This window comes from Candidatus Pelagibacter communis, assembly GCF_001180225.1.
GTDB classification, from domain to species: Bacteria; Pseudomonadota; Alphaproteobacteria; order Pelagibacterales; family Pelagibacteraceae; genus Pelagibacter; species Pelagibacter ubique_D.
Genome location: NZ_CVST01000044.1, coordinates 1 through 24,958 on the forward strand (window position 1 = coordinate 1; position 24,958 = coordinate 24,958).

At 27.8% G+C, this 24,958-nt stretch carries 30 protein-coding genes, 1 pseudogene and 1 riboswitch; of the genes and pseudogenes, 17 read left to right on the forward strand and 14 right to left on the reverse strand.

Annotation, left to right across the window (positions count from 1 at the left end; translation table 11 throughout):
* The 3 genes and pseudogenes from AMN99_RS03815 to AMN99_RS03825 form a co-directional block, all read left to right on the forward strand.
* A pseudogene (locus AMN99_RS03815) lies at positions 1-336 on the forward strand (penicillin-binding protein); the annotation flags it as partial.
* Between the two features lie 36 nt (positions 337-372).
* Positions 373-1,431: a peptide chain release factor 2 gene (prfB, locus tag AMN99_RS03820; protein WP_082255153.1), complete on the forward strand. Its 1,059-nt coding sequence runs from the start codon at positions 373-375 to the stop codon at positions 1,429-1,431.
* A complete protein-coding gene (locus tag AMN99_RS03825) occupies positions 1,428-4,064 on the forward strand; it encodes an AsmA-like C-terminal region-containing protein (RefSeq protein WP_075506514.1) in 2,637 nt (878 codons plus the stop codon). The genes prfB and AMN99_RS03825 overlap by 4 nt, the downstream gene beginning before the upstream one ends.
* Here AMN99_RS03825 and tyrS read toward each other — a convergent pair.
* Positions 4,061-5,290, reverse strand: coding sequence for a tyrosine--tRNA ligase (gene tyrS / locus AMN99_RS03830; protein ID WP_075506515.1), 1,230 nt, complete (start codon positions 5,288-5,290; stop codon positions 4,061-4,063). The two genes, AMN99_RS03825 and tyrS, sit on opposite strands and share 4 nt — an antisense overlap.
* Positions 5,291-5,335: 45 nt before the next feature.
* On the opposite strand from tyrS, the gene AMN99_RS03835 reads away from it, so the two are divergent.
* Positions 5,336-6,481 carry an anhydro-N-acetylmuramic acid kinase gene (locus AMN99_RS03835; protein WP_075506516.1) on the forward strand — a complete coding sequence of 382 codons (1,146 nt, stop codon included), beginning with the start codon at positions 5,336-5,338 and terminating at the stop codon, positions 6,479-6,481.
* On the opposite strand, the gene AMN99_RS03840 is transcribed toward AMN99_RS03835, so the two are convergent.
* Positions 6,478-7,122: an alpha/beta hydrolase gene (locus AMN99_RS03840; protein ID WP_075506539.1), complete on the reverse strand. Its 645-nt coding sequence runs from the start codon at positions 7,120-7,122 to the stop codon at positions 6,478-6,480. The genes AMN99_RS03835 and AMN99_RS03840 overlap by 4 nt on opposite strands.
* 148 nt (positions 7,123-7,270) lie before the next feature.
* Between AMN99_RS03840 and AMN99_RS03845 the strand changes: the two genes are divergently transcribed.
* The 9 genes from AMN99_RS03845 to AMN99_RS05765 all read left to right on the forward strand — a co-directional run bounded on the left by AMN99_RS03845 (position 7,271) and on the right by AMN99_RS05765 (position 13,668).
* On the forward strand, positions 7,271-7,696 hold the full coding sequence (locus AMN99_RS03845) for an Rrf2 family transcriptional regulator (protein WP_075506517.1): 426 nt from the start codon (positions 7,271-7,273) through the stop codon (positions 7,694-7,696).
* Between the two features lies 1 nt (position 7,697).
* On the forward strand, positions 7,698-9,140 hold the full coding sequence (sufB, locus tag AMN99_RS03850; RefSeq protein ID WP_075506518.1) for a Fe-S cluster assembly protein SufB: 1,443 nt from the start codon (positions 7,698-7,700) through the stop codon (positions 9,138-9,140).
* Positions 9,141-9,875, forward strand: coding sequence for a Fe-S cluster assembly ATPase SufC (gene sufC / locus AMN99_RS03855; RefSeq protein WP_075506519.1), 735 nt, complete (start codon positions 9,141-9,143; stop codon positions 9,873-9,875). It abuts the gene before it with no gap.
* Positions 9,875-11,113: a Fe-S cluster assembly protein SufD gene (gene sufD, locus AMN99_RS03860; RefSeq protein ID WP_075506520.1), complete on the forward strand. Its 1,239-nt coding sequence runs from the start codon at positions 9,875-9,877 to the stop codon at positions 11,111-11,113. Before sufC ends, sufD begins: the two co-directional genes overlap by 1 nt.
* Entirely contained in the window at positions 11,110-12,330 is a 1,221-nt protein-coding gene (locus AMN99_RS03865; protein ID WP_075506521.1) for an aminotransferase class V-fold PLP-dependent enzyme, read from the forward strand. The genes sufD and AMN99_RS03865 overlap by 4 nt, the downstream gene beginning before the upstream one ends.
* Complete coding sequence (gene sufU / locus AMN99_RS03870; protein ID WP_075506522.1) at positions 12,327-12,791, forward strand: Fe-S cluster assembly sulfur transfer protein SufU; 465 nt, start codon at positions 12,327-12,329, stop codon at positions 12,789-12,791. Before AMN99_RS03865 ends, sufU begins: the two co-directional genes overlap by 4 nt.
* 2 nt (positions 12,792-12,793) lie before the next feature.
* The gene (locus AMN99_RS03875) at positions 12,794-13,093 is read left to right on the forward strand and encodes an SUF system Fe-S cluster assembly protein (protein WP_075506523.1); all 300 of its coding nucleotides are present in this window, start codon (positions 12,794-12,796) and stop codon (positions 13,091-13,093) included.
* Positions 13,093-13,425 carry a HesB/IscA family protein gene (locus tag AMN99_RS03880; protein ID WP_075506524.1) on the forward strand — a complete coding sequence of 111 codons (333 nt, stop codon included), beginning with the start codon at positions 13,093-13,095 and terminating at the stop codon, positions 13,423-13,425. The genes AMN99_RS03875 and AMN99_RS03880 overlap by 1 nt, the downstream gene beginning before the upstream one ends.
* 72 nt (positions 13,426-13,497) lie before the next feature.
* Positions 13,498-13,668 (forward strand): hypothetical protein, encoded by a 171-nt coding sequence (locus AMN99_RS05765; RefSeq protein WP_179850436.1) that lies wholly within the window; start codon positions 13,498-13,500, stop codon positions 13,666-13,668.
* A gap of 7 nt (positions 13,669-13,675) precedes the next feature.
* Here AMN99_RS05765 and glnA read toward each other — a convergent pair whose 3' ends face one another.
* A complete protein-coding gene (glnA, locus tag AMN99_RS03885) occupies positions 13,676-15,082 on the reverse strand; it encodes a type I glutamate--ammonia ligase (RefSeq protein ID WP_075506525.1) in 1,407 nt (468 codons plus the stop codon).
* 140 nt (positions 15,083-15,222) lie between these two features.
* Here glnA and AMN99_RS03890 point away from each other — a divergent pair, with 140 nt between their 5' ends.
* Together AMN99_RS03890 and AMN99_RS03895 are read left to right on the forward strand one after the other, a co-directional pair.
* Positions 15,223-15,705: a YbaK/EbsC family protein gene (locus AMN99_RS03890; protein ID WP_075506526.1), complete on the forward strand. Its 483-nt coding sequence runs from the start codon at positions 15,223-15,225 to the stop codon at positions 15,703-15,705.
* Positions 15,702-16,583 (forward strand): DMT family transporter, encoded by an 882-nt coding sequence (locus AMN99_RS03895; RefSeq protein WP_075506527.1) that lies wholly within the window; start codon positions 15,702-15,704, stop codon positions 16,581-16,583. The genes AMN99_RS03890 and AMN99_RS03895 overlap by 4 nt, the downstream gene beginning before the upstream one ends.
* Here AMN99_RS03895 and AMN99_RS03900 read toward each other — a convergent pair.
* From AMN99_RS03900 to AMN99_RS03910, 3 genes are all read right to left on the reverse strand, one after another.
* Entirely contained in the window at positions 16,576-17,481 is a 906-nt protein-coding gene (locus tag AMN99_RS03900) for a homocysteine S-methyltransferase family protein (protein WP_075506528.1), read from the reverse strand. The genes AMN99_RS03895 and AMN99_RS03900 overlap by 8 nt on opposite strands.
* A gap of 7 nt (positions 17,482-17,488) precedes the next feature.
* Positions 17,489-17,551: riboswitch (SAM riboswitch) on the reverse strand.
* A gap of 91 nt (positions 17,552-17,642) precedes the next feature.
* Positions 17,643-18,233, reverse strand: a complete 591-nt coding sequence (locus AMN99_RS03905) for a putative 2OG-Fe(II) oxygenase (RefSeq protein ID WP_075506529.1) — start codon at positions 18,231-18,233, stop codon at positions 17,643-17,645.
* 36 nt (positions 18,234-18,269) lie between these two features.
* Complete coding sequence (locus AMN99_RS03910) at positions 18,270-19,016, reverse strand: sulfite exporter TauE/SafE family protein (protein WP_075506530.1); 747 nt, start codon at positions 19,014-19,016, stop codon at positions 18,270-18,272.
* Positions 19,017-19,031: 15 nt separating this feature from the next.
* Here AMN99_RS03910 and AMN99_RS03915 point away from each other — a divergent pair, with 15 nt between their 5' ends.
* Positions 19,032-19,532, forward strand: coding sequence for a molybdenum cofactor synthesis domain-containing protein (locus AMN99_RS03915; protein WP_075506531.1), 501 nt, complete (start codon positions 19,032-19,034; stop codon positions 19,530-19,532).
* Here AMN99_RS03915 and AMN99_RS03920 read toward each other — a convergent pair.
* The 8 genes from AMN99_RS03920 to moaA are packed head-to-tail and all read right to left on the reverse strand — an operon-like array spanning position 19,513 to position 23,931.
* Positions 19,513-19,929 (reverse strand): YqaA family protein, encoded by a 417-nt coding sequence (locus AMN99_RS03920; protein ID WP_075506532.1) that lies wholly within the window; start codon positions 19,927-19,929, stop codon positions 19,513-19,515. The genes AMN99_RS03915 and AMN99_RS03920 overlap by 20 nt on opposite strands.
* 21 nt (positions 19,930-19,950) lie before the next feature.
* Positions 19,951-20,196, reverse strand: coding sequence for a DUF1244 domain-containing protein (locus AMN99_RS03925; RefSeq protein WP_075506533.1), 246 nt, complete (start codon positions 20,194-20,196; stop codon positions 19,951-19,953).
* Positions 20,189-20,773 carry a protein-methionine-sulfoxide reductase heme-binding subunit MsrQ gene (locus AMN99_RS03930; RefSeq protein ID WP_075506534.1) on the reverse strand — a complete coding sequence of 195 codons (585 nt, stop codon included), beginning with the start codon at positions 20,771-20,773 and terminating at the stop codon, positions 20,189-20,191. Before AMN99_RS03930 ends, AMN99_RS03925 begins: the two co-directional genes overlap by 8 nt.
* Positions 20,773-21,678: a protein-methionine-sulfoxide reductase catalytic subunit MsrP gene (gene msrP, locus AMN99_RS03935; RefSeq protein WP_075506535.1), complete on the reverse strand. Its 906-nt coding sequence runs from the start codon at positions 21,676-21,678 to the stop codon at positions 20,773-20,775. The genes AMN99_RS03930 and msrP overlap by 1 nt, the downstream gene beginning before the upstream one ends.
* Positions 21,665-22,117: a molybdopterin synthase catalytic subunit gene (locus tag AMN99_RS03940; RefSeq protein ID WP_075506536.1), complete on the reverse strand. Its 453-nt coding sequence runs from the start codon at positions 22,115-22,117 to the stop codon at positions 21,665-21,667. Before AMN99_RS03940 ends, msrP begins: the two co-directional genes overlap by 14 nt.
* On the reverse strand, positions 22,117-22,386 hold the full coding sequence (locus AMN99_RS03945; protein ID WP_075506540.1) for a molybdopterin biosynthesis protein MoeD: 270 nt from the start codon (positions 22,384-22,386) through the stop codon (positions 22,117-22,119). Before AMN99_RS03945 ends, AMN99_RS03940 begins: the two co-directional genes overlap by 1 nt.
* Before the next feature lie 5 nt (positions 22,387-22,391).
* Positions 22,392-22,937 (reverse strand): cyclic pyranopterin monophosphate synthase MoaC, encoded by a 546-nt coding sequence (moaC, locus tag AMN99_RS03950; RefSeq protein WP_075506541.1) that lies wholly within the window; start codon positions 22,935-22,937, stop codon positions 22,392-22,394.
* Position 22,938: 1 nt separating this feature from the next.
* A complete protein-coding gene (gene moaA, locus AMN99_RS03955) occupies positions 22,939-23,931 on the reverse strand; it encodes a GTP 3',8-cyclase MoaA (protein ID WP_075506537.1) in 993 nt (330 codons plus the stop codon).
* A gap of 33 nt (positions 23,932-23,964) precedes the next feature.
* Between moaA and AMN99_RS03960 the strand changes: the two genes are divergently transcribed.
* Entirely contained in the window at positions 23,965-24,804 is an 840-nt protein-coding gene (locus AMN99_RS03960; protein ID WP_075506538.1) for a phytanoyl-CoA dioxygenase family protein, read from the forward strand.
* Positions 24,805-24,958: the final 154 nt, after the last annotated feature.

The window sequence follows — 24,958 nt, forward strand, 5'->3', positions numbered from 1 at the left end:
TGGTTCATTGGTTTTACATCAAACTTGTTAGTGGGTGTTTATGTAGGAATGGATAGTCCAACACCACTTGGTAAATTTGAAACAGGATCAAAAACGGCTCTACCTATATTTAAAAATTTTATAAAAAATTCTATTAAAAAGTCTGAGGCTAGACCATTTAAAGCTGCAAAAGATACAATTATGATGGTTGTGGATCCCTCAACAGGCCAGAAAGCTAAATTTACATCCAAAAATACAATAATTGAGGTTTTTAAAAAGAAAAATGTTGTAGATGGCAAAGTTCTTTATTCAAATTCTGATAGAATGGATATAAACAATATATTAAAGTTTTACTAATGGATAACAATTACCAAAATTACAAAGAAGAAATAAATAAGATTAATCAAAGAATTAAGGAGTATCTTTGAAAATAATAAAATTTACTCAAAACTTGAAAAATTAAATTCTCAAATGTTAGATGCCAATTTTTGGCAAGATAAAGATAATTCAAAAAAAGTTATAAAAGAGAAAAAACTCTACGAAGACTTGGTAAATTCTTTAAATCAGTCTATCCAAAAATTAAATGATTTTGATGATTTGAATGAGCTTGCTTTAGAGGAAAATAATCTGACAGTTCAGGAAGAAACATTACAAAATATTAAGGATTTAAAAAAAGAAGTAAAAAAAAACGAAATCAAATGTTTTTTATCAGACGAAGCAGACTCATTAGATTGTTATATTGAAATACACGCAGGTGCTGGAGGCACTGAAAGTCAAGATTGGGCAGATATGTTGAGAAGGATGTATTTGAAGTGGTCTGATAAAAAAAGTTTTACATCAAATTTAATTAGTGAACACAAAGGAGATGAAGCTGGTATTAAATCAGCAACAATAAAAATTGAAGGTGATTATGTATTTGGGTGGTTGAAAAAAGAGTCGGGTATTCATCGTTTAGTTAGAATTTCACCATTTGACTCAGGAGCAAGAAGGCACACAAGTTTTGCAAGTGTCTGGATTTACCCAGTGGTGGATGAAAATATAAATGTTGAGATTTTAGAGAAAGATTTGAGAATAGATACTTATAGATCAAGCGGTGCAGGTGGACAGCATGTAAATACAACTGATAGCGCTGTAAGAATTACTCACATTCCATCAAAAATAGTAGTTCAATGTCAAAATGAAAGATCGCAACATAAAAATAAAGAAACTTGTATGAATATGTTAAAAGCAAGATTGTATGATTTTGAAATTAAAAAAAGAGAAGAGGAGAATCAAAGTACAGAAAACAGTAAATCAGAAATTGGTTGGGGGCATCAAATAAGATCATATGTTTTGCAACCTTATAGATTGGTAAAAGATAACAGAACAAATTTTGAAAGCACAAGTCCAGATAAAATTCTTGATGGAGAATTAGACGATTTTTTGGAACAATCTCTTTATAAAATTAAATGAAAATAAATATTTTTAAATACTTTTTATTATTACTAGGATTTTTAATATCACTAATATTTTATTTAAGCATTATTGGAATAGAAACCGACAAGTTTAATCAGCAGATAAAAGACACAGTTGTTCAAAGTAATAATAATTTGGATGTATCTTTAAAAAAAGTAAAATTAATTCTTGATCCACTTAAACTTAAAATAAATGCAAAAACTATTGGTGCAAAGATCTATTATGCAAATAGACCACTTGAGCTCGAATATATAAAAACTCAAGTATCACTTGATTCTATTCTTAAAAATAAATTAGTTTCCTCTAATTTTGAGGTGGCAACAAAGTCAATATTATTAAAGGATTTTGTAAAATTTATAAGAGCCACAAGTAACAAACCAGAATTATTAATTTTGGAAACTTTCATTAAAAAAGGACATGTAATTTTAGATCTAAATCTTAACTTAGATCAAAATGGAAAAATCAAAAATGATTATAAAATTAGAGGATTGTTAAAAGATGGAAAATTTAAATTTTTTAATGGACTAGATTTTAATAATATTGATTTTTTATTTAATATAGAAAAAGACAAATATTTATTTGAAGATATTAAATTTGCATCAGATCAAATTAATTTTTCATCTAAATTATTAAAAGTTAAAAAAAAGAATAATAATCATTATGTTGAAGGTAAAATTCTAAATTCCGAGGCAGTTTTATCTGATAATTTAATTAATATATTAAATTTAAATTTTAATAACTTTAGTTTAAAAAATACCAAGTTTAGTTCTGAGAATATTTTTAATTTTGAAATAACTAATAAATATAAATTAACTAATTTAAAATTAGACTCTGACATAAATTTTAAAAAAGTTATTTATAATAATAATTTAATTCCAAATTATTTTTCAAATCAAAATAGTGAAATCTTATTAGATAATCATAAATTAAAATTAATTTATGAAAACAAAGCTCTTATAGCTAATGGTGCAGGTGAATTTAAGTTAGACAATAAAACAAATAAAATTGAATATACTTTTAAAAGAGATCAAAATAACATCGAATTTGAAACTAATTTAAATATTAAAAAAGGAACATTAAAAAATCAAAAAACTATCCAAGAATATTTTCCACTTATTAAGGATCAAATAAATATTGAAAATCATAAAATAAATTTAAAGTATAAAAACAAAGATTTTACTCTCAAAGGTGAAGGTAAAGTAAAACTTAATAAAGATTTTGATTATATTAAATATTTTTACAACAAAAATGATAAAGATTTTGAATTCATATCTGACATTAATTTAAAAAATGTTGATTTAAAAAATCAAGAATTCTTAAAACAATTTTTCCCTTCTAGTAAAAAATTTCTTAACCTTCAAAATCATAAACTCAATATCAAATATAAAAATGGTTCATTAACTCTTTCAGGTAATGGAAATATAAAAATTGGTAAAAACTATGATGAAATAAATTACTTTGTTCTTAATGATAAAGAAAAAACCAATTTTGATTTAAAATTAATTTTAAATCAAACAGATTTTGAAATTAAAAATTTAAATTATAAAAAAAATATAAATGAAAAAACAAATTTAGTAGTTTCTGGAATATTAAAAAATTCAAAAAATTTAAATTTTGAAAGTATAAGTATTTTAGATAAGAGAAATAAAATTAAGATTAATAATTTAATATTAGATAAAGATTATTTAATAGATAGATTTGATAAAATTGATTTTGACTATATTGATACTGAGAATAAAGATAATCAATTTATTATTCAAAGACAAAAACAAAACGATTATAAGTTAAATGGATTGTTCTTGAATGCTAATTCAATAGTAACAAATTTACTTGAGAGTAAAAAGGAAAATGAAAATAAAATTTTTAAGAATAATTTTAAATTGAACTTAAATTTGAATGAAGTTTATATAGATGAAATTAATTTTGTTAAAAATTTACAAGGGTTAATTTTTATTAAAGATAATGAAGTAGTAGATGCAAATTTATCTGCAAATTTTGAAAATAATAAAAATATAGTTTTTTCTATTGAAACAAAGAATAACGGTGAAAAAATAACTAAACTTTATTCATCTAAAGCAAAACCATTGGTGAAAAGATATAAATTTATAAAAGGATTTGATGAAGGAGACTTAGATTTCATATCAACAAAAAAAAATGAAAAATCCGTATCAAATCTTAAAATTTATGACTTTAAGTTAAAAGAGGTCCCAGCATTAACAAAACTTCTAACACTAGCTTCCCTACAAGGAATTGCTGATATTTTAACTGGAGAAGGAATAAGATTTGATGAGTTTGAAATGAAATTCAATAACCAAAAGAATCTTATGACAATAGATGAACTTTATGCAATTGGCCCAGCTATTTCGATACTAATGAGCGGTTATGTGGAAGAAGAAAAATTGGTAAGTCTAAGAGGGACCTTGGTTCCAGCAACAACTATAAATAAAACAATAAGCAAAATTCCATTATTAGGTAAAATTTTAGTTGGTGATAAAACAGGAGAGGGTGTTTTTGGGGTAAGTTTTAAAATTAAAGGACCACCAAAAGATCTTGAAACTTCAGTAAACCCAATAAAAACATTAACTCCAAGATTTATAACTAGAACTCTTGAAAAAATTAAAAGAAACTAACTTAATTCAATTTTAATGTGCCTTTTTTTACCTATAGAAAGCTTTAAATAATTTTCTGAAAATAGCTCCTGATTAATAATAAATTTTTCATCTGAAACTATAGCATCATTAATCTTAATAGCTTTACCTTTAATCAATCTTCTTATCTCACTTTTTGAATTTTCTGCTTTAGATAAAATTATTAAATCAATTATATTGACATTATTATCTAATTGTTTTGTTTCAATTTTAACGCTTGGTAAGTTGGAGCCCAAAGAATTTCCAGAAAATGCTTCTTTTGCTGCTTGTTCAGAATTTTTTGCAGTATCCTCTCCATGCAACATAGCCGTTGCCTTGTTAGCTAATAATATTTTTAATTCATTGATATTTTTTTCTTCTAAAGTATTGATTTCACTTATATCAATATCAGTAAACATTTTTAAAAATTTAATTACATCTCTGTCATCAACATTTCTCCAAAATTGCCAATAGTCATAAGCTGATAAATATTTTTCGTCTAACCAAATAGCACCATTTTCAGTTTTTCCCATTTTTGCACCTGTGGCTAGAGTAATCAATGGAGTTGTTAATCCATATGTTTGGTTATTAGAATATCTCTTAATAAGTTCAACACCATTTACAATGTTTCCCCATTGATCGGAACCACCTATTTGCAGAACACAATTTTCTTTTTTATTTAATTCTAAAAAATCATAGGCCTGGAGTATCATGTAATTAAATTCCATATAACTAAGCGACTGTTCTCTTTCTAATCTTAGTTTTACACTATCAAATGTAAGCATTCTATTGATGGTAAAATGCTTTCCTATATCTCTAAGAAAAGAAATATAATTTAAATCTTTAAGCCAGGTATAATTATTGACATATATAGGTTTTGTTTTTGGATCATCATTATCTAGAAATTTTTTTAGAATATTTTGAATATTTTTAATATTTTTTTCAATTTCATTTTCATCTAAAATTTTTCTTGTTTTATCTTTTCCTGAGGGATCACCTATTCTTGTTGTTCCACCTCCTAGCAATACGATTGGTTGGTGACCATTTTTTTGTAACAATCTCAAACACATGATTTGCAACAGACTACCAACATGCAAACTTTCAGCTGTGCAATCAAATCCTATATAAGCTTTAATTTTTTCTTTATCTAATAAATTAGATAAGTCAGCTTCACTAGTACATTGATAGAAATATCCTCTATCTTTAAATTCTTTTAAAAATTTATTCATAAGATTATAGTTACTATATACAAATTTTTTTTAAAAATAATATCAATGAAAAAAAAATTATTTTCAGCTATGGGCTTAATGAGCGGAACATCTATGGATGGAGTCGATGTTTCAATAATTAAATCTGATGGATATGATGAGGTAGAACTAATTTTTGATCAATACTTTGAGTACGATATTGATCTCTATAGGCAATTATCAACCTTAAGAGACAAAATTAAAAGTAGTGAAGATTTGACAAAATATTCTAAGGAATTGAGTGATTTGGAGAGAGCTTTAACTATTTTTCATGCTGAAAAGATCAGCAAAATAGCATTAAAAAATGAAATAGAAATTGATCTTATAGGTTTTCATGGTCAAACGATTTTCCATAGCCCACAAATTAAAATTACTAAACAACTAGGTGATGGCAATTTGTTATCTCAATTATTAAAAAAACCTATAATTTACGATTTTAGACAAGCAGATATTGATAACAATGGTCAAGGAGCACCTCTAACACCGATTTACCACAGATTATTAGTTAATAATTTTTTAAATAAAGAAAAAGATAATTCAGCTCAACCTATTTGCATTGTTAACATTGGAGGAATATCCAATGCTACAATAATAAATAATATTTCCAATAATATAGAAAATGATTTAATTGCTTATGATATTGGTCCAGGTAATTGTTTAATAGATGAATGGATCAGGAATAATTCAAATTTAAAGTTTGATGAAGATGGTAAAATTGCAAAATCTGGAAAAATTGATCAATTAATTCTAAATCAAGCAATAGATAATTTCAAAATTGAAACTTATTCAAAATCACTAGACGTAAAAGAATTTGATATATCTTTTGTAAGAGGTTTATCTTTAGAAGATGGGTGTTCAACAATTACAGAATTCACTGCATATTTGATTGCAGAAGGAATAAAATTTTTAAATAAAAATAATTCTAATAAATATTTGTTTTGTGGTGGAGGTCGAAAGAATAAATTTTTGATTGAATCAATTATTAGAAATTCAAATTTAAATAGGAATAATTTCGATATGATAGATAATTTTGAGTTGAATGGAGATTATATCGAGTCCCAAGCGTTTGCTTATTTAGCTATCAGATCTAAATTAAATTTACCAATTTCTTTCCCAAATACAACAAGATGTAATACCCCGGTCATTGGAGGCAAGTTAGCAAATAATTATTAATATAAAGCTGTTTCTTTTTTTATATATTTATCCAAAGTATTTGTTAAAGCGTCATCAGTTTTAGAAAAGAAATGATTTGCTTCAGTTATTGTTTGGAATTCAACTTTGATACCTTTTTGAGCGCTTAATCTTTTATCTAATTCAGTAATATATTCTACTGGCACCAACTCATCTTTTTTTCCATAAACAACCATTCCAGATGTTGGACATGGAGACAAAAAAGAAAAATCATAGACATTAGGTTGTGGAGATATGGCTATAAATCTATTTATTTCCGGTCTTCTCATAAGCAGCTGCATTGCAATCAAAGAACCAAAAGAAAATCCTGATACCCAACATTGCGAGTTATCAAAGTTTTCTCTTTCCAACCAATCTAGTGCTGCCGCAGCATCTGCCAGTTCACCTTGACCATTATCAAATTCTCCATCACTTTTCCCAACTCCTCTAAAGTTTACCCTACAAACTGAAAAATCATTTTCCATGAATGTATGAAATGTATCTACAACTACTTTATTATTCATAGTTCCCCCATATTGTGGATGAGGCTGTAGAACTAATGCAATAGGAGAAGTATTTTTTTTACTTTTATAATATTTAGCTTCCAATCTACCAGCAGGTCCAGGTATAAAAATTTCTAAAATTTTATTATCCATATATGCAATTGATTATTGTTCTCAAAAAAAAGGTACGTTTATCACAACTGAGCGACAAAATGGTAGTCTTTTTTTACTTTATAAACTTGACCATTTTAGTCGGGTATGTATAAAAACCCACATTTTAAGGGTAAAAATGAAACTAACATCAAAAGGAAGATATGCCGTAATGGCATTAGTTGATCTAGCAAGGTTTGATAATATCAATCCTGTATCATTGAGAGATATTTCTTTAAGACAAGGAATTTCATTAGATTTTTTAGAGCAAATATTTTCAAAACTTAAAAAAAATCAAATTGTGAAAAGTATTAGAGGTAATCAAGGAGGTTACATTTTATCAAAAGACCCTAGTGAAATAAAACTTACAAATATTTTCAATGCAGTAGATGAGAAAGTTAAAACTGTTCAGTGTAAAAAAGAATCTAAAAAAGGTTGTAACGGTAAAGCTACAAAATGTATTACACACAATCTATGGGATGAACTTGAGATTCATATTAATACTTTCTTTGAAAATAAAAGCTTAAACGACTTATTAAAAAATAATAAAGAGAACAGAGTATAGTATGGATAGTAGGCAGAAAGAAATAGATAGTTTGAAAGATTATAAATATGGTTTTTCAACAGATATAGAAAATACAAAAGCCCCTAAGGGTTTAAATGAGGATGTAATAAAATTTATCTCCAATATTAAAAAAGAGCCTCAATGGATGTTAGATTTTAGATTAAAAGCTTTTGAAAGATTTAAACAATTAAAAGAGCCTGATTGGCAGAAACCAAAATATCCTAAAATAGATTATCAGGATCTTTACTACTACTCAGCTCCCAAAAGCATGAAAGATAAACCAAAAAGTTTAGATGATCTTGATCCTAAATTATTAGAGACATATAAAAAATTAGGAATTCCTCTTCAAGAGCAAGCAAGATTAAATGGTATTGCTGTGGATGCAGTTTTTGACTCTGTTTCTGTTGCAACTACTTTTAAAGAAGAACTTACTAAGCAAGGAATTATATTTTGCTCGATGTCTGAAGCTATTCAAAAACATCCTGAATTAGTTAAAAAATATCTTGGATCAGTTATTCCTACAACTGATCATTTTTTTGCAACTCTTAATTCTGCAGTTTTTACTGATGGCTCATTTGTATACATCCCAGAGAATGTTAAATGTCCTATGGAATTGTCTACTTACTTTAGGATCAATGCATCAGAAACAGGACAATTTGAAAGAACATTAATCATAGCTGATAAAGGAAGTTATGTAAGCTACTTAGAAGGATGTACAGCTCCAATGAGAGATGAAAATCAATTGCATGCAGCCAATGTTGAATTAATTGCTCTTGATGATGCAGAAATAAAATATTCAACAGTTCAAAATTGGTATCCAGGGGATAAAGATGGAAAAGGTGGAATTTATAATTTTGTTACTAAAAGAGGATTATGCAAAGGTAAGAATTCTAAAATTTCTTGGACCCAAGTAGAAACTGGTTCAGCAATTACTTGGAAATATCCAAGTTGTATTTTGAAAGGTGATAATTCAATAGGTGAGTTTTATTCTATAGCGATTACAAACAATCATCAAAAAGCTGACACTGGTACTAAAATGATACACTTAGGAAAAAACACAAAAAGTAAAATAATTTCAAAAGGAATTTCAGCAGGTAAATCAGATATGATGTACAGAGGATTAGTAGATATATCTTCAAAAGCTGATAATTCTAGAAACTTTACTCAATGTGACTCTTTATTAATGGGTAACAAATGTGGAGCTCATACAATTCCTTATATCAAGAACAAAAATCTTAAATCAAATATAGAACATGAAGCAACAACATCAAAAATTAGTGATGAACAACTATATTACTGTAATCAAAGAGGATTAAATCAAGAAGAAGCAGTTAGTTTAATTGTAAACGGTTTTTGCAAAGAAGTTCTGCAGCAGCTACCAATGGAATTTGCAGTTGAAGCACAAAAACTTGTAGGTATTAGTTTAGAGGGGAGTGTTGGATAGATGTTATCAATAGAAAATCTTAAAGCAAAGATTGATGAAAAAGAAATATTAAAAGGTTTAAATTTAAATATTAAACCAGGTGAAGTTCATGCAATTATGGGTCCAAACGGATCTGGAAAAAGTACTTTATCAAATATTTTGTCAGGAAAAAAAGGATACGAAATAAATGGTAAAGTTACATTTGATGGCGAAAATCTATTAGAATTAGAAACAGAAGAAAGAGCTCATAAGGGAATTTTTTTAGCGTTCCAATATCCAATGGAAATACCAGGTGTTAACACAAATACTTTTTTAAAAACGTCAATAAATGCAATTAAAAAAGCTAGAGGCGAAAAAGAGCTAGATGCAATTGAATTTTTAAAATTAATAAAAGAAAAATCTGCAGAACTAAAATTTGATGAAAAAATTTTAAACCGACAACTTAATGTTGGATTTTCAGGTGGAGAAAAGAAAAAAAATGAAATTTTACAAATGTCTATCTTAAATCCAAAATTATCAATTCTAGATGAAACAGATTCAGGATTAGATATAGATGCTTTAAGGATAGTTTCAGAAGGAGTTAATTCATTAAGAAATAAAAACAATTCTTTTTTAATAATTACTCACTATCAAAGATTATTAGATTATATCAAACCTGATTTTGTTCATGTTCTTAAAAATGGACAAATTATAAAATCAGGTGATTTTGAATTAGCAAAAGAATTAGAAAAAGTAGGTTACGAGGATTTCAATTAATGCAAAATGAACTTAAATTAAATTTTGATAAAATTATTAGTCTAAATAATTTTTCTGATAGTCAGAAAAAAATTAAACAAGAAAATTTTAATAATTATTTTGAAAAAGGTTTACCAAATAAAAGAAATGAGGATTGGAAATTTTCAGATATAAATCAAATTATTTCAAAAAATTTTGACAATTTAAACTTTATTGTTGATCAAAAAAAATTTTTTGAAGAAAAAGATTTTCCACTAGATTTTGAACATAATAAAATAAGTTTTGTTGATGGAAAATTATATGATTTTGATTTTAAACACGAAGACAAAGATAAAATCTTAGTTGATCAAAATTTAGACTTAGATGATACTATTTATCAAAATACTCTTTTAAATTTGAATTCAGCCTTTCTTACTAGTGTTTCGAAAATTACCATTAAAAAAGGTTACAATGTTAAAAAACCATTGATATTATTTAATTATTTAAGTGATGGTTTAAAATCTTCAGCAATTAATTCTAGAGTAGATATTAATTTAGAAGATGAAAGTTCATTGTGTTTAGTTAATTTTTTAAATGAAAATTCTGAAAAAAATTTCATTAATTTTAGACAAAAAATTAAAATTGGAGAGAATTCAATTTTAAAAAATTATAATCTAGACTCATATACTTCGGAAAATATAAAGTATTTCAACAAAGATATTAATTTATCTAAAAATAGTCATTTAGAATATTTTATTTTATCTGAAGGATCTAAATTTATAAAACAAGATATCAATTGTAATCTGGATGATGAATATGGTTCTATTGCATTAAATGGAATTATCAATTTAGAAAATGAAAAACATCATGAAATAAAAACTGTAATTAATCATAAAAAAGAAAATTGTAAAAGTTATCAATTAATTAAAAGTGTATTGAATGATAAATCAAAAGGTATTTATCAAGGTAAAATTTTTGTAAGTCCAGAAGCACAAAAAACAGATGGATACCAATTAAGTAGAGCTTTATTGTTAAATGAAAGTGTTGAGTTTAATGCGAAACCAGAATTAGAAATATATGCAGACGATGTTAAATGTTCACATGGATCCACATCAGGAAATATTGATGAAAATTCAATTTTTTATTTAATGTCAAGAGGTCTCAGTTATTCAGAGTCAAAAAAATTATTAACAAATGGCTTTCTTAACGAGGTAATTGAAAAAATTTCTAATGAAGATGTAAAAAGATTAGTTAAAAAATTATCAGGTATAAATGTATGAATATAGATCAAGTTAAAAAAGAATTTCCAATATTTGATGAGAAAATCCAAAATAATGATTTAGTTTACTTGGATAGTGCAAATTCATCACAAAAACCAAAAGTGGTGGTAGATAGAATTAATGAATTTTATACTAAACAATTTTCTAATGTTGGAAGAAGTGTTCATTATCTTGCAGTTGCTGCAACAAATTTATATGAAAATACAAGAACATCTGTTCAAAAATATATTAATGCTAAAGATAAAAATGAAATAGTATTTACTAAAGGTGCTACCGAAGCATTAAACCTTGTTGCAAATACATTAGGTCAAAATCATTTAAACGAAGGTGATGAAATATTAATTACTGAACTAGAACATCACTCGAATTATGTACCCTGGCATTTTTTAAGAAAATCTAAAAATATAAAAATTAATTTTGCAGAAATAAATGAAGAGGGAGAAATTACACTAGAAGAAATTGAAAAAAAAATTACTCCTAATACAAAAGTAATTTCAATTACCCATCTATCAAATGTGACTGGAGCAATATTACCAGTAAAAGAAATTACTGATTTAGCACATTCAAAAGGAATAATAGTTGTTGTAGATGGTTGCCAAGGAGCTCCTCATTTAAAATTAGATATGCAAGACTTAGATTGTGATTTTTATGCAATTTCTTGTCATAAAATGTATGGCCCTACAGGACTAGGAGTTCTTTATGGTAAGAAAAAGTGGTTGGATGAACTTCCTCCTTATCAAGGTGGTGGTGGAATGATTAGAGAGGTTAAAAAAGATAGAATTACCTACGGTGATTTACCTAATAAATATGAAGCTGGAACTATGGCTACAGCGCAAGTTATTGCTTTTGATCAATCAATTAAATTTCTGGAGAGCGTAGGTATTGAAAATGTTATGAAACATGAAGCAGAATTAGTTGAGTATGGCCAGGAATTATTAAAAAAAAATAATTCAGTAAAATTAATTGGAAATCCAAAAAATAAAGGTGGAGTTTTGTCTTTCACTTTAGAAGGTGTGCATCCTCATGACATTGCAACAATTTTAGATGAAGACGGAGTTGCAATAAGAGCTGGTCATCATTGCTGTCAAATTTTACATGACAAACTTAATATACCAGCGAGTGCACGAGCTTCCGTTGGAATTTATAATACTAAAGGAGATTTGGATAAACTAAATGATGCAATAAATAATTGTAAGAAAATATTTAATTTAAAATGAATTTAAAAGAATTATATCAAGAAATAATTTTAGAGCATGGAAAAAATCCAAGAAATCTTCGTAAGACTGAAGATTTTAATAAAGATGCTAAAGGCAATAATCCACTGTGTGGTGATAACGTTCATGTCTATTTAAAATTAAATGGTCAAAGAATTGTAGAAGATATTTCATTTGAAGGTAGTGGTTGCGCAATTTCTATGGCTTCTGCATCAATAATGACCGATTTAATTAAAGGCAAAAATGAGAATGAAGCAAAAGAAATTATTGAAGATTTTTTAGGCATGATTAAAGAAAATCCTGGGCTTAAATCAGAAAATCTTAAAGAAGATGAGAAAACAAAACTAATGTGCTTATCTGGAGTAAAACAATATCCAATGAGAGTAAAGTGTGCCACACTATCTTGGCATACGCTAGTCTCAGCTTTTGATAATAAAACTGACGAGGTTAAAACAGAAAATTAATTATGTCGAAAAAAGATCAAATTATTGAAGAAATTAGAAAAATTTATGATCCTGAGTTACCAGTGAATATTTATGAACTAGGTTTGATTTATGATATAAAAGTTGAGGATGATAAATTTGCAAAAATTAAAATGACTTTGACCACTCCTAATTGTCCAGTTGCTGAAAGTTTACCTAAAGAAGTTAAAGATGGTGCAATGCAAGTTGAGGGTATTGAGGACGTTGATCTTGAATTAGTTTGGGACCCACCTTGGAATAAAGACATGATGTCAGAAGCTGCAAAACTGGAGCTAAATTTATAATGAATCCAATTATTAAATTAAGTGATAATGCTGCGGAAAGAATTAAAGAAATTATGTCTAATGCAGAAAAAGACTCTTTAGGTGTAAGAGTTTCAGTTAAATCAGGAGGTTGCGCTGGCATGTCTTACGTCATGGAGTATACCAAAGAGGTAAATCCAAATGATGAAGTCATTGAGGAAAAAGGTGTGAAAGTATTTGTCGATTCTGCTGCTATTATGTATTTGCTTGGAACAGAAATGGATTACAAAAAAGAAGAGCTATCTTCTTCGTTTGTATTCAATAATCCAAACGAAACAGAAAGATGTGGTTGCGGGGAATCCTTTAAAATCTAGTAAAAGTTGAATATTCCCATTTAACGCATATCAGTATTGCATCATATGCATACCTAGTATATATATCTAGGTATGAACAAATTTGAATTTAAAAATCTTGTTAAAAACCTAAGAGATACGATTAAAGAAAGAACTTTCTTTAAAGATTTACGTAAAGAAGTTGAGACCGGTGCAAACGGTACTCAAGATTACGTTGTTAAAAAAGGTATTAACAAAGATACAATTGCAACAACCAGACAGTAATTAAATATTAACTACTGTAATACATCTCAAACTCTACAGGATGAGGTGCATGTTCAAATTTATGAATTTCCTCAAACTTAAGAGCTATATAAGCATCGATTTGGTCGTCAGTAAATACACCACCTTGAGTTAAAAACTCTCTATCTTTATCTAAACTTTCCATTGCTTCTCTTAAAGATCCACAAACAGTTGGTATTGCTTTTACCTCTTCTGGTGGTAATTCATATAAATCTTTATCAAAAGACTCACCTGGATGTATTTTATTTTTAATTCCATCGATACCTGCCATTAACATTGCTGCAAACGTTAGGTAAGGATTACCTGCTGCATCTGGAAACCTAATTTCACATCTTGCACCTTTTTTACTTAGGGTAATTGGAATTCTACATGATGCCGATCTGTTTCTTGCAGAGTAAGCTAATAATACTGGAGCTTCAAAACCAGGGATTAATCTTTTGTAACTATTTGTTGTAGAGTTAGCAAAAGCATTAATCGCTTTAGCGTGTTTTAAAATTCCACCAATATAGTTTAATGCAGTTTCCGAAAGTCCTGCATATGCTTCACCTGAAAATACAGGAGTATCACCTTTCCAAATAGATTGGTGAATATGCATACCTGAACCATTATCACCTGCAACTGGTTTTGGCATGAAGGTTGCAGTTTTCCCAAATGAATGTGTTACCATTTGAACTACATACTTATAAAGTTGAACGTTATCTGCTTGGTCAACCAAAGTTCCAAAATACATACCAAGTTCATGTTGACTTGGAGCAACTTCATGGTGATGTTTTTCAACTTTGATACCAACTTCTTTTAAATTTTTTAAATATTCACCACGCATATCTTGCTCACTATCAACAGGTGGCACAGGGAAATAACCCCCTTTAATTTGAGGTCTATGACCCATATTTCCATTTTCATATTCTTTACCTGAATTATATGGACCTTCTTTACTATCTATTTTAAATCCACTTTCATTCATATCATTTTTAATTCTTACATCATCAAAAACAAAAAATTCTGGCTCAGGTCCAAAAAACGCTTTATCACCAATACCTGATGCTTTTAAATATTCCTCTGCTTTTTTTGCAACTCCTCTTGGATCTCTTTCGTAAGGATCTTTTTTGATTGCATCTAAAATATCACAGAACAAAACTACAGTATTATGAGACGTGAAAGGATCCATGAACATTCTTGCAGTATCAGGTTTTAAAATCATGTCAGATTCGTTAATTGCTTTCCATCCAGCAATAGATGAACCATCAAAAAACACTCCTTCATTAAGCATGTCAGCATCTACTATTGATGCATCCATAGTTAAATGTTGAAGTTTTCCTCTTGGATCAGTAAATCTTAGATCTACAAATTCTGCTTCTTTTTCTTTAATAAATTTTAAAACGTTTTCTGCACTCATTTTGTCTCCTATGTAATTTTGATGATGCCTAATTAGCAAAAAAAAGTTAAAAAATAATGCTTATTTAATAAATAACACCTATGCATTTTTTACATAAGTAGTGTATCTACTCAATCAAATTAGGGAATTTTATAAATTCAATGGAATCAATATTAAATAAAGAACCGGTAAAAAGGGCAGAAAAAGCTCTTAAAACATTCGATCAAAATTTAAATGTTATCGTCTTAGAAAAAACAGCAAGAACAGCCAATGATGCTGCTACAGCTTTGGGTTGCAATGTTGGTGCTATTGTTAAAAGTTTACTTTTTAGGGCAGGTGACAACTATATATTAAGCTTGGTATCTGGAGACAAGCGTTGCTCATTAAATAAGTTAAAAAAAATTCTTAATGAAAAAGACGTGTCCATGGCATCCCCAGAAGCTGTTAAAGAAAATACTGGATATACAATTGGAGGAGTGTCACCAGTAGGTCACTTAAAGCAATGTAAAATCTTTATTGATAAAAGTCTAGAGAGATTCCCAGATATATTTGGAGCAGCCGGACATCCAAATGCTGTTTTCAAAATAAATTATAATAAGTTAATTGAAATAACAAACGGATCACCAGAAGATATTATTGAATGAGAGAACCAAAACTAATTGATTATAGTTTATTAACGTTGTTAGCGTTGATTTGGGCATCTGCTTTTTTTAATATTAAAATTGCAACCTATTCATTTGGTCCTGTTACAATTGCATTTCTAAGAGTTTTTTTTGGTTCAATTCCAGTTTTACTACTTTGCTTTTACAAAGAAATTAAAATCGAGGCATTTTCAAAAGATTGGTATTGGTTTGCAATGATTGGATTTATAAATTTAGTAGCTCCATTTTTTTTAATAGCATATGGAGTTAAATCTGTTCAAAGTAACTTAGCAGCAATTTTAATGTCATCAACTTCACTTAGCTCAGTAGTACTAGGACATTTTTACACCAAAAATGAAAAATTTAATTTAATTAGAACAACAGGAGTTCTAATTGGATTTTCAGGAATAGTTTATTTATTTTCAGATAATTTATTAATTAATGAAAATAACTTTACTTCAGCATTATTAATTTTGTTAGGTGCTACTTGTTATGTAATTGGAGGTCTTTTAACATTAAAAATAAGTAAGAAAAAAAATGAAAATGTAACCAGTTCAATTTTGATTTGGGCTACTATTATATTATTACCTTTAGTATGTTTGATTGAACAACCTTGGAAAACTGTACCAAGATTAGATTCTACTATTTCAGTTATTTATCTTGGGTTGGTATCTACTGGAATTGCTTGGTTATTGAGATTTAGAATTTTAATTAACAATGGTTTAATTTTTCAATCTCAAGTATCTTATTTAATTCCAATATTTGGTACTATTTTAAGTTATATCTTTTTAAAAGAATTAATAACAACGAAAGTTATAATTTCATTGATAGCAGTTATTATAGGTATCTATTTTGTAAGAAAAGGTACAAAATTTAAATAATGTTTTTTATTGCCTCTATATGTGAAGGCCGAGTTTCACAACATCCTCCAAGAATAGTGGCTCCATTTTCTTTAAATTTTTTTGCAAAATTTGATATTTTTTCAGGATCTAAATCTTTTCTTTGACCTAAAAAACTATTGGGGTTGGATCCATCATTTTCTTTATACTGAGAAGTATAACCACCTGTTGGTTTAGTTGTGATAAATCCATTTAATTTGAAACCAAATGGAACTTTAAGTTTTTGAATTTCATCTAAATTATTCTCATAATTTTCAGGCGAAACACATGCTAGAATTACTCCTAGGCAATTTTCAGTAATTATTGAATTAATTTCAGAAATTTTTTCTCCACTTGGTAAAGAGTTTCCTTCAGAAATATGAACCCCAACTAAGTACGGTTTATTAAATTTCTTAATAGCTTCTACTCCACATCTAATTTCTTTGATACTGCTCCAGACATCAAAATAGAAAAAATCTACTGAGGGGTTTAGTATTTCTGCTAATTCCGAATGATCCTTTGTGATTTCTTTTTCACTTCTCTTGTCTTCTTCATATGTCAAATCTTGAGGCGGGAGTCCTCCTGCAATCTTAATGTGTGGATTATTTAATTTAGCTTTTTGTGCAATTTCACAGGCTTTCTGATTTAAGAATTTAAATTGATCTTCTATTCCATTTTCTCTCAATCTTTTTCTTCTCGTTGTAAAAGTTGTAGTTATAATTACATCAGCTCCAGATTTAATAAAATCATTATGAATATTAAGTACTAAGTCGTGGTATTTTTCCTCAATTAAAGCATTTGCACTCCACAAAGTTCCCTTGGGCTCCATACCTCTGGCCAATAATTCTTGACCCATTCCACCATCTAAAATCTTTGTTGTTTTAAAAAAATTTTTATCCATCTTATCCTCACTTTTTTAGTGCTTAAGCTACATGCAGGTGCACAATATAGTTCAACTACCTTGCTAATTAGATCTATTGGGAATTTCCATTTTAGCAGTTTATGCCCGCAATAGGATCAAATCGGCAATTAGATTTATATAATATTATTAAAATTTGTAAATTATTTATTAAAAATTATTTTAGCATTGAAAGAAAATGATCTTCTTTCTTCCTCAATATTAAATGGGTAGGCTGTATGCATTAAGTAATTGGGAAATATTAAAAGATCGCCTGTTTTTGGTATCAAATTAAAAATACTTTTTGAAAGAAAAGCTTTTTGCCCATTAATAAAATCAATCGTACCATTGGTTTTTATTTTTTTATTTTTAACATTTTTATTTTCTGTCATATGTTTTGGAATTTTTAAATAACCAACACCTGATAAATCTCCTTCATGATAATGTATAGGATTGTACTCATTTTTGTATTGGCTAACGACCCATAGGTTTAAAATTTTAATTTCTTTAATTTTTTTAATATTTTCTTTGTTTAGAAAAATTTTAATATTTTTTATTAATTCTTTTTCCAAATTTTTTTTTATAAAACTTTTAGAAATTTGAACTTCTTTTCTAATTTGACTTGCTAGTTTTGGACTATAATCATTTGATTTTGAGAAGATTTTTGTATCAACTTCCTTGTTAATTTTTTCTAAAAATTTTTTAGAAATTTTAGATTTTCCTATTGAAGGCCCAAATGGTTTAAAATTTTTCATGAGAGACTAAATATATCAAAAAATAATTAATTCAACTTATGCTATAAGTGTTATGCCCATCCTTATAGCAACAAAAATTACTAAGAATGCAGTCATCAGGGCTAATATTTTGTTAGATAGGAATTTTATATTTAAAAAACTTCCAATTTGACCACCAATTAAGACAGCAATAAATAGTGGCCAGTAATTTAAAAATTCATTAAAAACTATTTCCTTTGTTAATTGTCCACCTATACCAAAAATTGAATTTACTAAAATAAACAAGGATGCAGTACTTGTGATATGTTTTGGAAGACCTGCTTTAATCAAAAATAATATAGGACTTAAAAATATCCCACCACCAATTCCAACTAAACCAGATATAAAACCAATTATTGATCCTATTAATATTGATAAAACTAGGGGTATTTTTTTAATAACAATTTCTTGTTTGTTAAAAGATTTGCTTTCAATAAGTAAAAAAATTCCAGCTAATATTAAAATGAAGAAAAGTAAAATCTCAAATAAATTTTTTTCAATTGAGATAGATGCCCCGATAAAAGCAAAAGGTATAGAACCAATTAAATAAGGATAAAGTAAATTAAAATTAATATTCTTAGATTTTAAAAAATTTATAGAATTTCCAGAAACTACAATAATATTACAAATCAAAGCTAAAATTGGAAAAATATAGTAAGGGACATCCCAAATTAAAAGTAATGCAAGATAAGTAGAGCCACCACCAAATCCTATACTTGAATATAATACTGCAGTTATAAAAAAAAATATTGTAAGTATAATCATTAAAAAAATTTATTTATGATTGTAAATATAGCTCTACTAACTGTAACAGATACAAGAACAATTGATAACGATAAATCTGGTGCGATCTTGGTTGAAAAAATTAAAGAGGCCAATCATCAATTAATTGACAGAAAAATTTGTAAAGACAATAAAGGAGATATAGTTAAAATTCTAAAAGACTGGACTAATCATAAAGATATTGATGTTATCATTACAACTGGTGGCACAGGTTTAACTGGAAGAGATATTACACCCGAAGCTGTTGATGAAATAGCAGATAAACATATTCCAGGATTTGGCGAAGTTTTTAGGACTATTAGTTTAAAAACAGTTGGTACGTCTTCAATTCAATCTAGAGCTTGTGCAGTTCTATCAAATGGTAAATACATATTTGCCTTACCAGGATCTTCAGGAGGAGTAACAGATGCTTGGGACGGTATCCTTAAACATCAATTAGATATTAATCATAAACCTTGTAATTTTGTCGAATTATTTCCTAGACTAAAAGAGAAATAAAAAAATATCTCATTATTTTTCCAAAACTCACAAGCAATAAAAAAATTAAAAATTTAATTCTCATCGTTCCAGCAATAAAAGTAATTGGATCACCAATAATTGGTACCCACACAAATAACAAAGACCATTTACCATACTTTTTAAACCACCTGGATGATCTATCAATTTGTGTGTTAGTAAAAGGAAACCATTTTTTATCTTGAAATTTCAAGAAATAAATTCCTAGAAACCAATTGAAGATAGATCCTAAAATATTTCCAAAACTTGCAAAAAATATTAACAAAAATTTGTTATAAGTTTCTGATAACAGATAAGTTGCTAATATAGCCTCAGATGAAAAAGGAAGTATTGTTGCAGCTGAAAATGAAACAATAAATAGACTTAAATAGGCAAACATTAACTAGAATTGAATAGAAAGTTACTTCTGGTATTTTTCTTTCCATTCAGAGTAGGGCATTCCATAAATATGCTGCCTTGCATCAGGATCTGATATTTCTACTCCTTTTTTTTCAGCTTCTTCTCTATACCATCTAGACAAACAATTTCTGCAAAATCCAGCTAAATTCATTAAATCAATGTTTTGAACATCTTTTCTTTCATCTAAATGTCTCATTAATCTTTCAAGTGTAGCTGATTGAATTTCTTTTTTTAGATTATCATCCATAATTTACGTTCCTATTTTTAATTTTAATTCTTAAAGCAAGTAAAACAAGTATTATTACCAAATATACTAGTGGTCTAAAAAAAATTGTTTTAGATAACCATATATAATGAAGAGCTCCAAATATCGCTATTACGTAAATTAATCTGTGTAATTTTTTCCAATTGTTTTTAAGCAACTTTATCATCATTTGAGAAGATGTAATTACCAATGGAAGTAGTAATACCCATGCTGCAAATCCAATAAAGATGTATTTTTTTTTCAGAACATCATCAATTATCGGCTGTAAATTAAATCTATAATCTATACCTACGTAAGTAAGGAGATGAAGAGATGCATAAAAAAAAACAAACAATCCCAACATTCTTCTAAAACTTATCCAAATATTTAAATTAGTTAGTCTTTTAAGCGGAGTCATACTTAATGTTAGACAGATAAATATTAGAGTCCACTCTCCAGTAAAATGAGTAATTTCTTTTACAGGTTCTGGTCCGAGTTTGTTGAAGTATATTTTGTAAAAAATTAATAAAAATGGAATTGTGCTTAAAATAAATACACCTGGTTTAAAATATTTTCTCATTAAAAATATTTTTTTAGATCCATCCCTGTGTATAAATTTGCGACTTCATCTCCATAACCATTGAACATAAGTGTTTTTACTCTTGGCACCCAAATATCTTTACCAATTATTCTTTCTGTTGCTTGAGACCATCTAGGATGATCTACATTAGGATTAACATTAGAGTAAAATCCATATTCTCGTGGAGATGCCCACATCCATGATGAAGTCGGCATTTTTTCTACAAATTTTATCTTTACAATTGCTTTTGCACTTTTGAAACCATACTTCCAAGGGATAAATATTCTCAGAGGCGCTCCATTTTGATTTGGAAGCTTTTTACCATACAAACCTGTTACAACTGTAGTTAAAGGGTGCATTGCTTCATCAATTCTTAATCCTTCTTTATAAGGCCAATTCAAAACCGGATATCTTTGACCTTTCATTTGTTCAGGATCATAAACACTTTCAAATTCAATATACTTTGCTTTGCTAGTTGGGTTTACTTTTGACAATAATTTACTTAACGAAAAACCCATCCATGGAATTACCATTGACCATCCTTCTACACATCTTAATCTGTATATTCTTTCTTCAGAGGTAAATGTTTCGGTTATTTCTTCCATAGAAATTTTGATAGGTTTTTCAACTTCACCCTCTATACTTATTGTCCATGGTGATGTTTTAAAATTTTGTGAATTAACATAAGGATCACTCTTTGAAGTACCGAACTCATAATAATTATTATAAGTTGTTATGTCTTTGAAACTTGTAAGTTCATTCCTATCATCAGCTTGAGATTGACTTGCAAAAGGAATTGTGGCTAATGCTAAAGAACTTGCACCATACCCAAGAGATTTAACAAAAGATCTTCTATTTTTATAAATTTTCTCTGGTGTTATTTCTGAATACTTAATTTTTTTCATGAATAATAGGATTTCCTTTTAGCCAATCACTTTGATTATTTGTGTAATGTTCTTTTTTCCATATAGGAGACCTTTTTTTTATTTCTTCAATTATATATCTTGATAGAACATAAGCCTCATCTCTATGCTTGCATGCAACTGCTATAATAATACTAATTTCACCTAAATTTAAGTAACCTTTAGCATGTTCAATAAAAACACTCTTATTCTTTATATTTAGTTTTTCTTCAGCCTCATTATAAATTTCCTCAAAACTTTTTATTACCAAAGCATCATGACTGTCATATGTAATACCTAAAACCCTTTTATTATTATTTTGATTACGAACTGTCCCACTAAAAATTAATGAAGCTCCAAAATCATTCGATGCTATAAATTTTTCAGCATCAATTAATGATAATTTTTTAACTTTACTATCTACAATGTCAGTATGAAGCATTAACCTCCTCCAATTGGAGGTATGATACCAATTTTTTCATTATTTGTGATTTTATAATTGTCGCTAACAATATTATTTTTTTCCGAACAAAAAGCTGAAGAGTTAATGATTTTTTTATAATTTTCATTTCCATTAAATTTCTGATCTACATATTGAATTATTTTATTCCTTATATCCTTGATTGTTGTTTTTTGACCTAGATCTAGTTCTAATAAATTTTGGTCATTAAAATCTCTTGCGGCTCCAAACAACTCAATTTTAACTTTCATAAATTTTAGAAAAAATCTTTTAAAAAATTCGGAAGTCCATCTGGATTTTTCCATAATCCAGTTTTTCCACCTTCTTTAATTAATAATTTTACATTATCTATTTTTAGATGAGGATTTACAATTTTGCTTAAATCGTAAATTGTAATCAGAGCTGCATTTACACCCATTATTGCTTCCATCTCCACACCTGTTTTGGCATAAGCGGAAACCACACAGTATACTTCTAGTGAACTATCTTCTTCATTCATTATGATTTTAGTAGCCGTATGATCTATTGGAAGAGGATGACACAAAGGTATTAATTCACTTGTTTTTTTAACACCTAATACTGCCGAAACCTCTGCTAAAGTAATTGGATCACCCTTAGGCATCTTTTTATTTTTAATAAGTTCAAATACCTCTTTGCCAACATAAATTTTTCCTGATGCCAAAGCTCTACGGAATGTTTCTTTTTTTTCAGAAACATCAATCATTTTAAATGAATTTTTTTCAAAAATTTCCTTTGCCCAGTTTTTTAAATCGTTATTTGTTACAATCTTTAAATTTTTCATTTTATCCACCTGTTGTTGATAGATTTTTTGTTAATCCTGTTTCTCCTATTTCAAGATAGTGAGATTCTTTTTTATAATTTAATTGTTTCAAAATTAAATCTTTCAGTTCTTCAGTTTGGTCATCTCTTTGCATCAAGTGTCTAATATTTATTCCAGTATTTCCAAATAAACACAATCTTAAATCACCTTTGGCAGTTATTCTTAGTCTGTTACAACTCTTGCAAAAATCTTTTGAGTAGGGTGCAATAACACCAAATTTTCCTTTGTATTCAGGATTTATATAATTCTTGGAAGGACCAGCATCTTTACCAAATGTTTGAATTACCCAATTATTATTATTTAAATAATCTGTAAATTTATTTGCAGACACATGATACTGATTAAAATAATCTAAATTATCTCCAGTTTGCATTAATTCTATATATCTAAAATCAATTTGATTATTTTTTATAAAATTAGCCCAACTTTTAAAATCTTCTTCTTTATCATTAACTCCTTTAAGAAGAACTGCATTAACTTTAATATTTTTAAAATTTAGTTTTTGTAATTTTTTAATTCCTTCCAAAATCTCGTTTAATCTATCATGTCCGGTAATTTTTTTAAAAGTTTTTGGATCAAGACTATCAATACTTATATTTATGCCATCAAGACCACTTTCATTTAAATCTTCTGCAATTCTATCTAAGTGATATCCATTAGTAGTAATTACAGTTCTTTTAATACCTGAATTTTTTTTAATTATTTTAATTATATCCAAAAAATCTTTTCTAACGGTAGGCTCTCCTCCAGTTAATCTTATTTTAGATACACCTAATTCTGATAAAGCTTTTGCAAGTCTTCCTATTTCTTCTTTAGTGATAAAGGTTCTGTTATCACTTTTATCAATTTTATAACCATTAGGTAAACAGTAGCCACATTTAAAATTACACACATCAGATATTGACAATCTTATGTATGGAAACCTCCGTCCAAAACTATCTTTGAGAATATTCATATGATATATTAAGTATTATTTCTTAAATAACCTATGAGTCAAATTTTAAATGATAACGAGATCAAACTATTTAAAAGAGATGGAGCGGTATTTTTAAGAAATAAATTTGATATCAAATGGATTGAGCTTTTAAGATCTGGAATAAATAAAGCAAAAAACAATCCAAGCCCCAGGTTTACTAATCATACCACAGATCCAAATTTGCCTTGTTATTTAGAGGATTTTTGGACATGGAACTTACATAAAGAATTTGAAAATTTTGTTTTTAATTCACCTACAGCTAAAATTGCCTCTGAATTACTAGATGCCAAACAGATTAATTTAGTAATGGATAATTGGTTTTTTAGAGAAGCTGGCTCTACATCTAAACCACCATTTCATCATGATATTTCTTATTTTGATTTTGAAGGTTCCATGTGTGTTTTGTGGATACCTCTTGAACCAGTAAGAAAAGAAGATTCTATTGCTTGGATAAAAGGCTCTCATTTGTGGAATAAATTATTTCTAAGAACTCGTTTTAAAGACGGTCATAAAGTTGATGGAGCAGAAGGAGTTGTTAATGGTGTTAAGTATGAATTAACTCCAGATATAATTTCTAATAAAGAAAATTATGAATTTTTAGAATGGGATTTAGAAGTAGGAGATTGTGTATATTTTGATATTAGGACTTTGCATGGAGCTTTACACGAAACTACTCCAACATCAGATATAAATAGATTTACACTCAGAATGGCGAAAGAAAATTCAAAAATAATTTATAGAGGTGATTGGGCTAGAGAAGAGAGATTAATTATGGAGGCTAATGGATATAAAAACGGTGATGATTTAAGTGGTAAAATGTTTCCTACTCTTTATGAACTTAATTCTAATTAAGTATAAAGTTTACTGATATTTTAACTTTTTAAAATTTAACCTGGTGTGAATATTCTCTCAGACTCTGGATCTTTTGTTGAGTAAGGCAGTTTCAAAACTTCATTCCAAAATTCTTCCGGGATATCTGTTTCAGCCCAAGCAAGAGTTTTTTTTC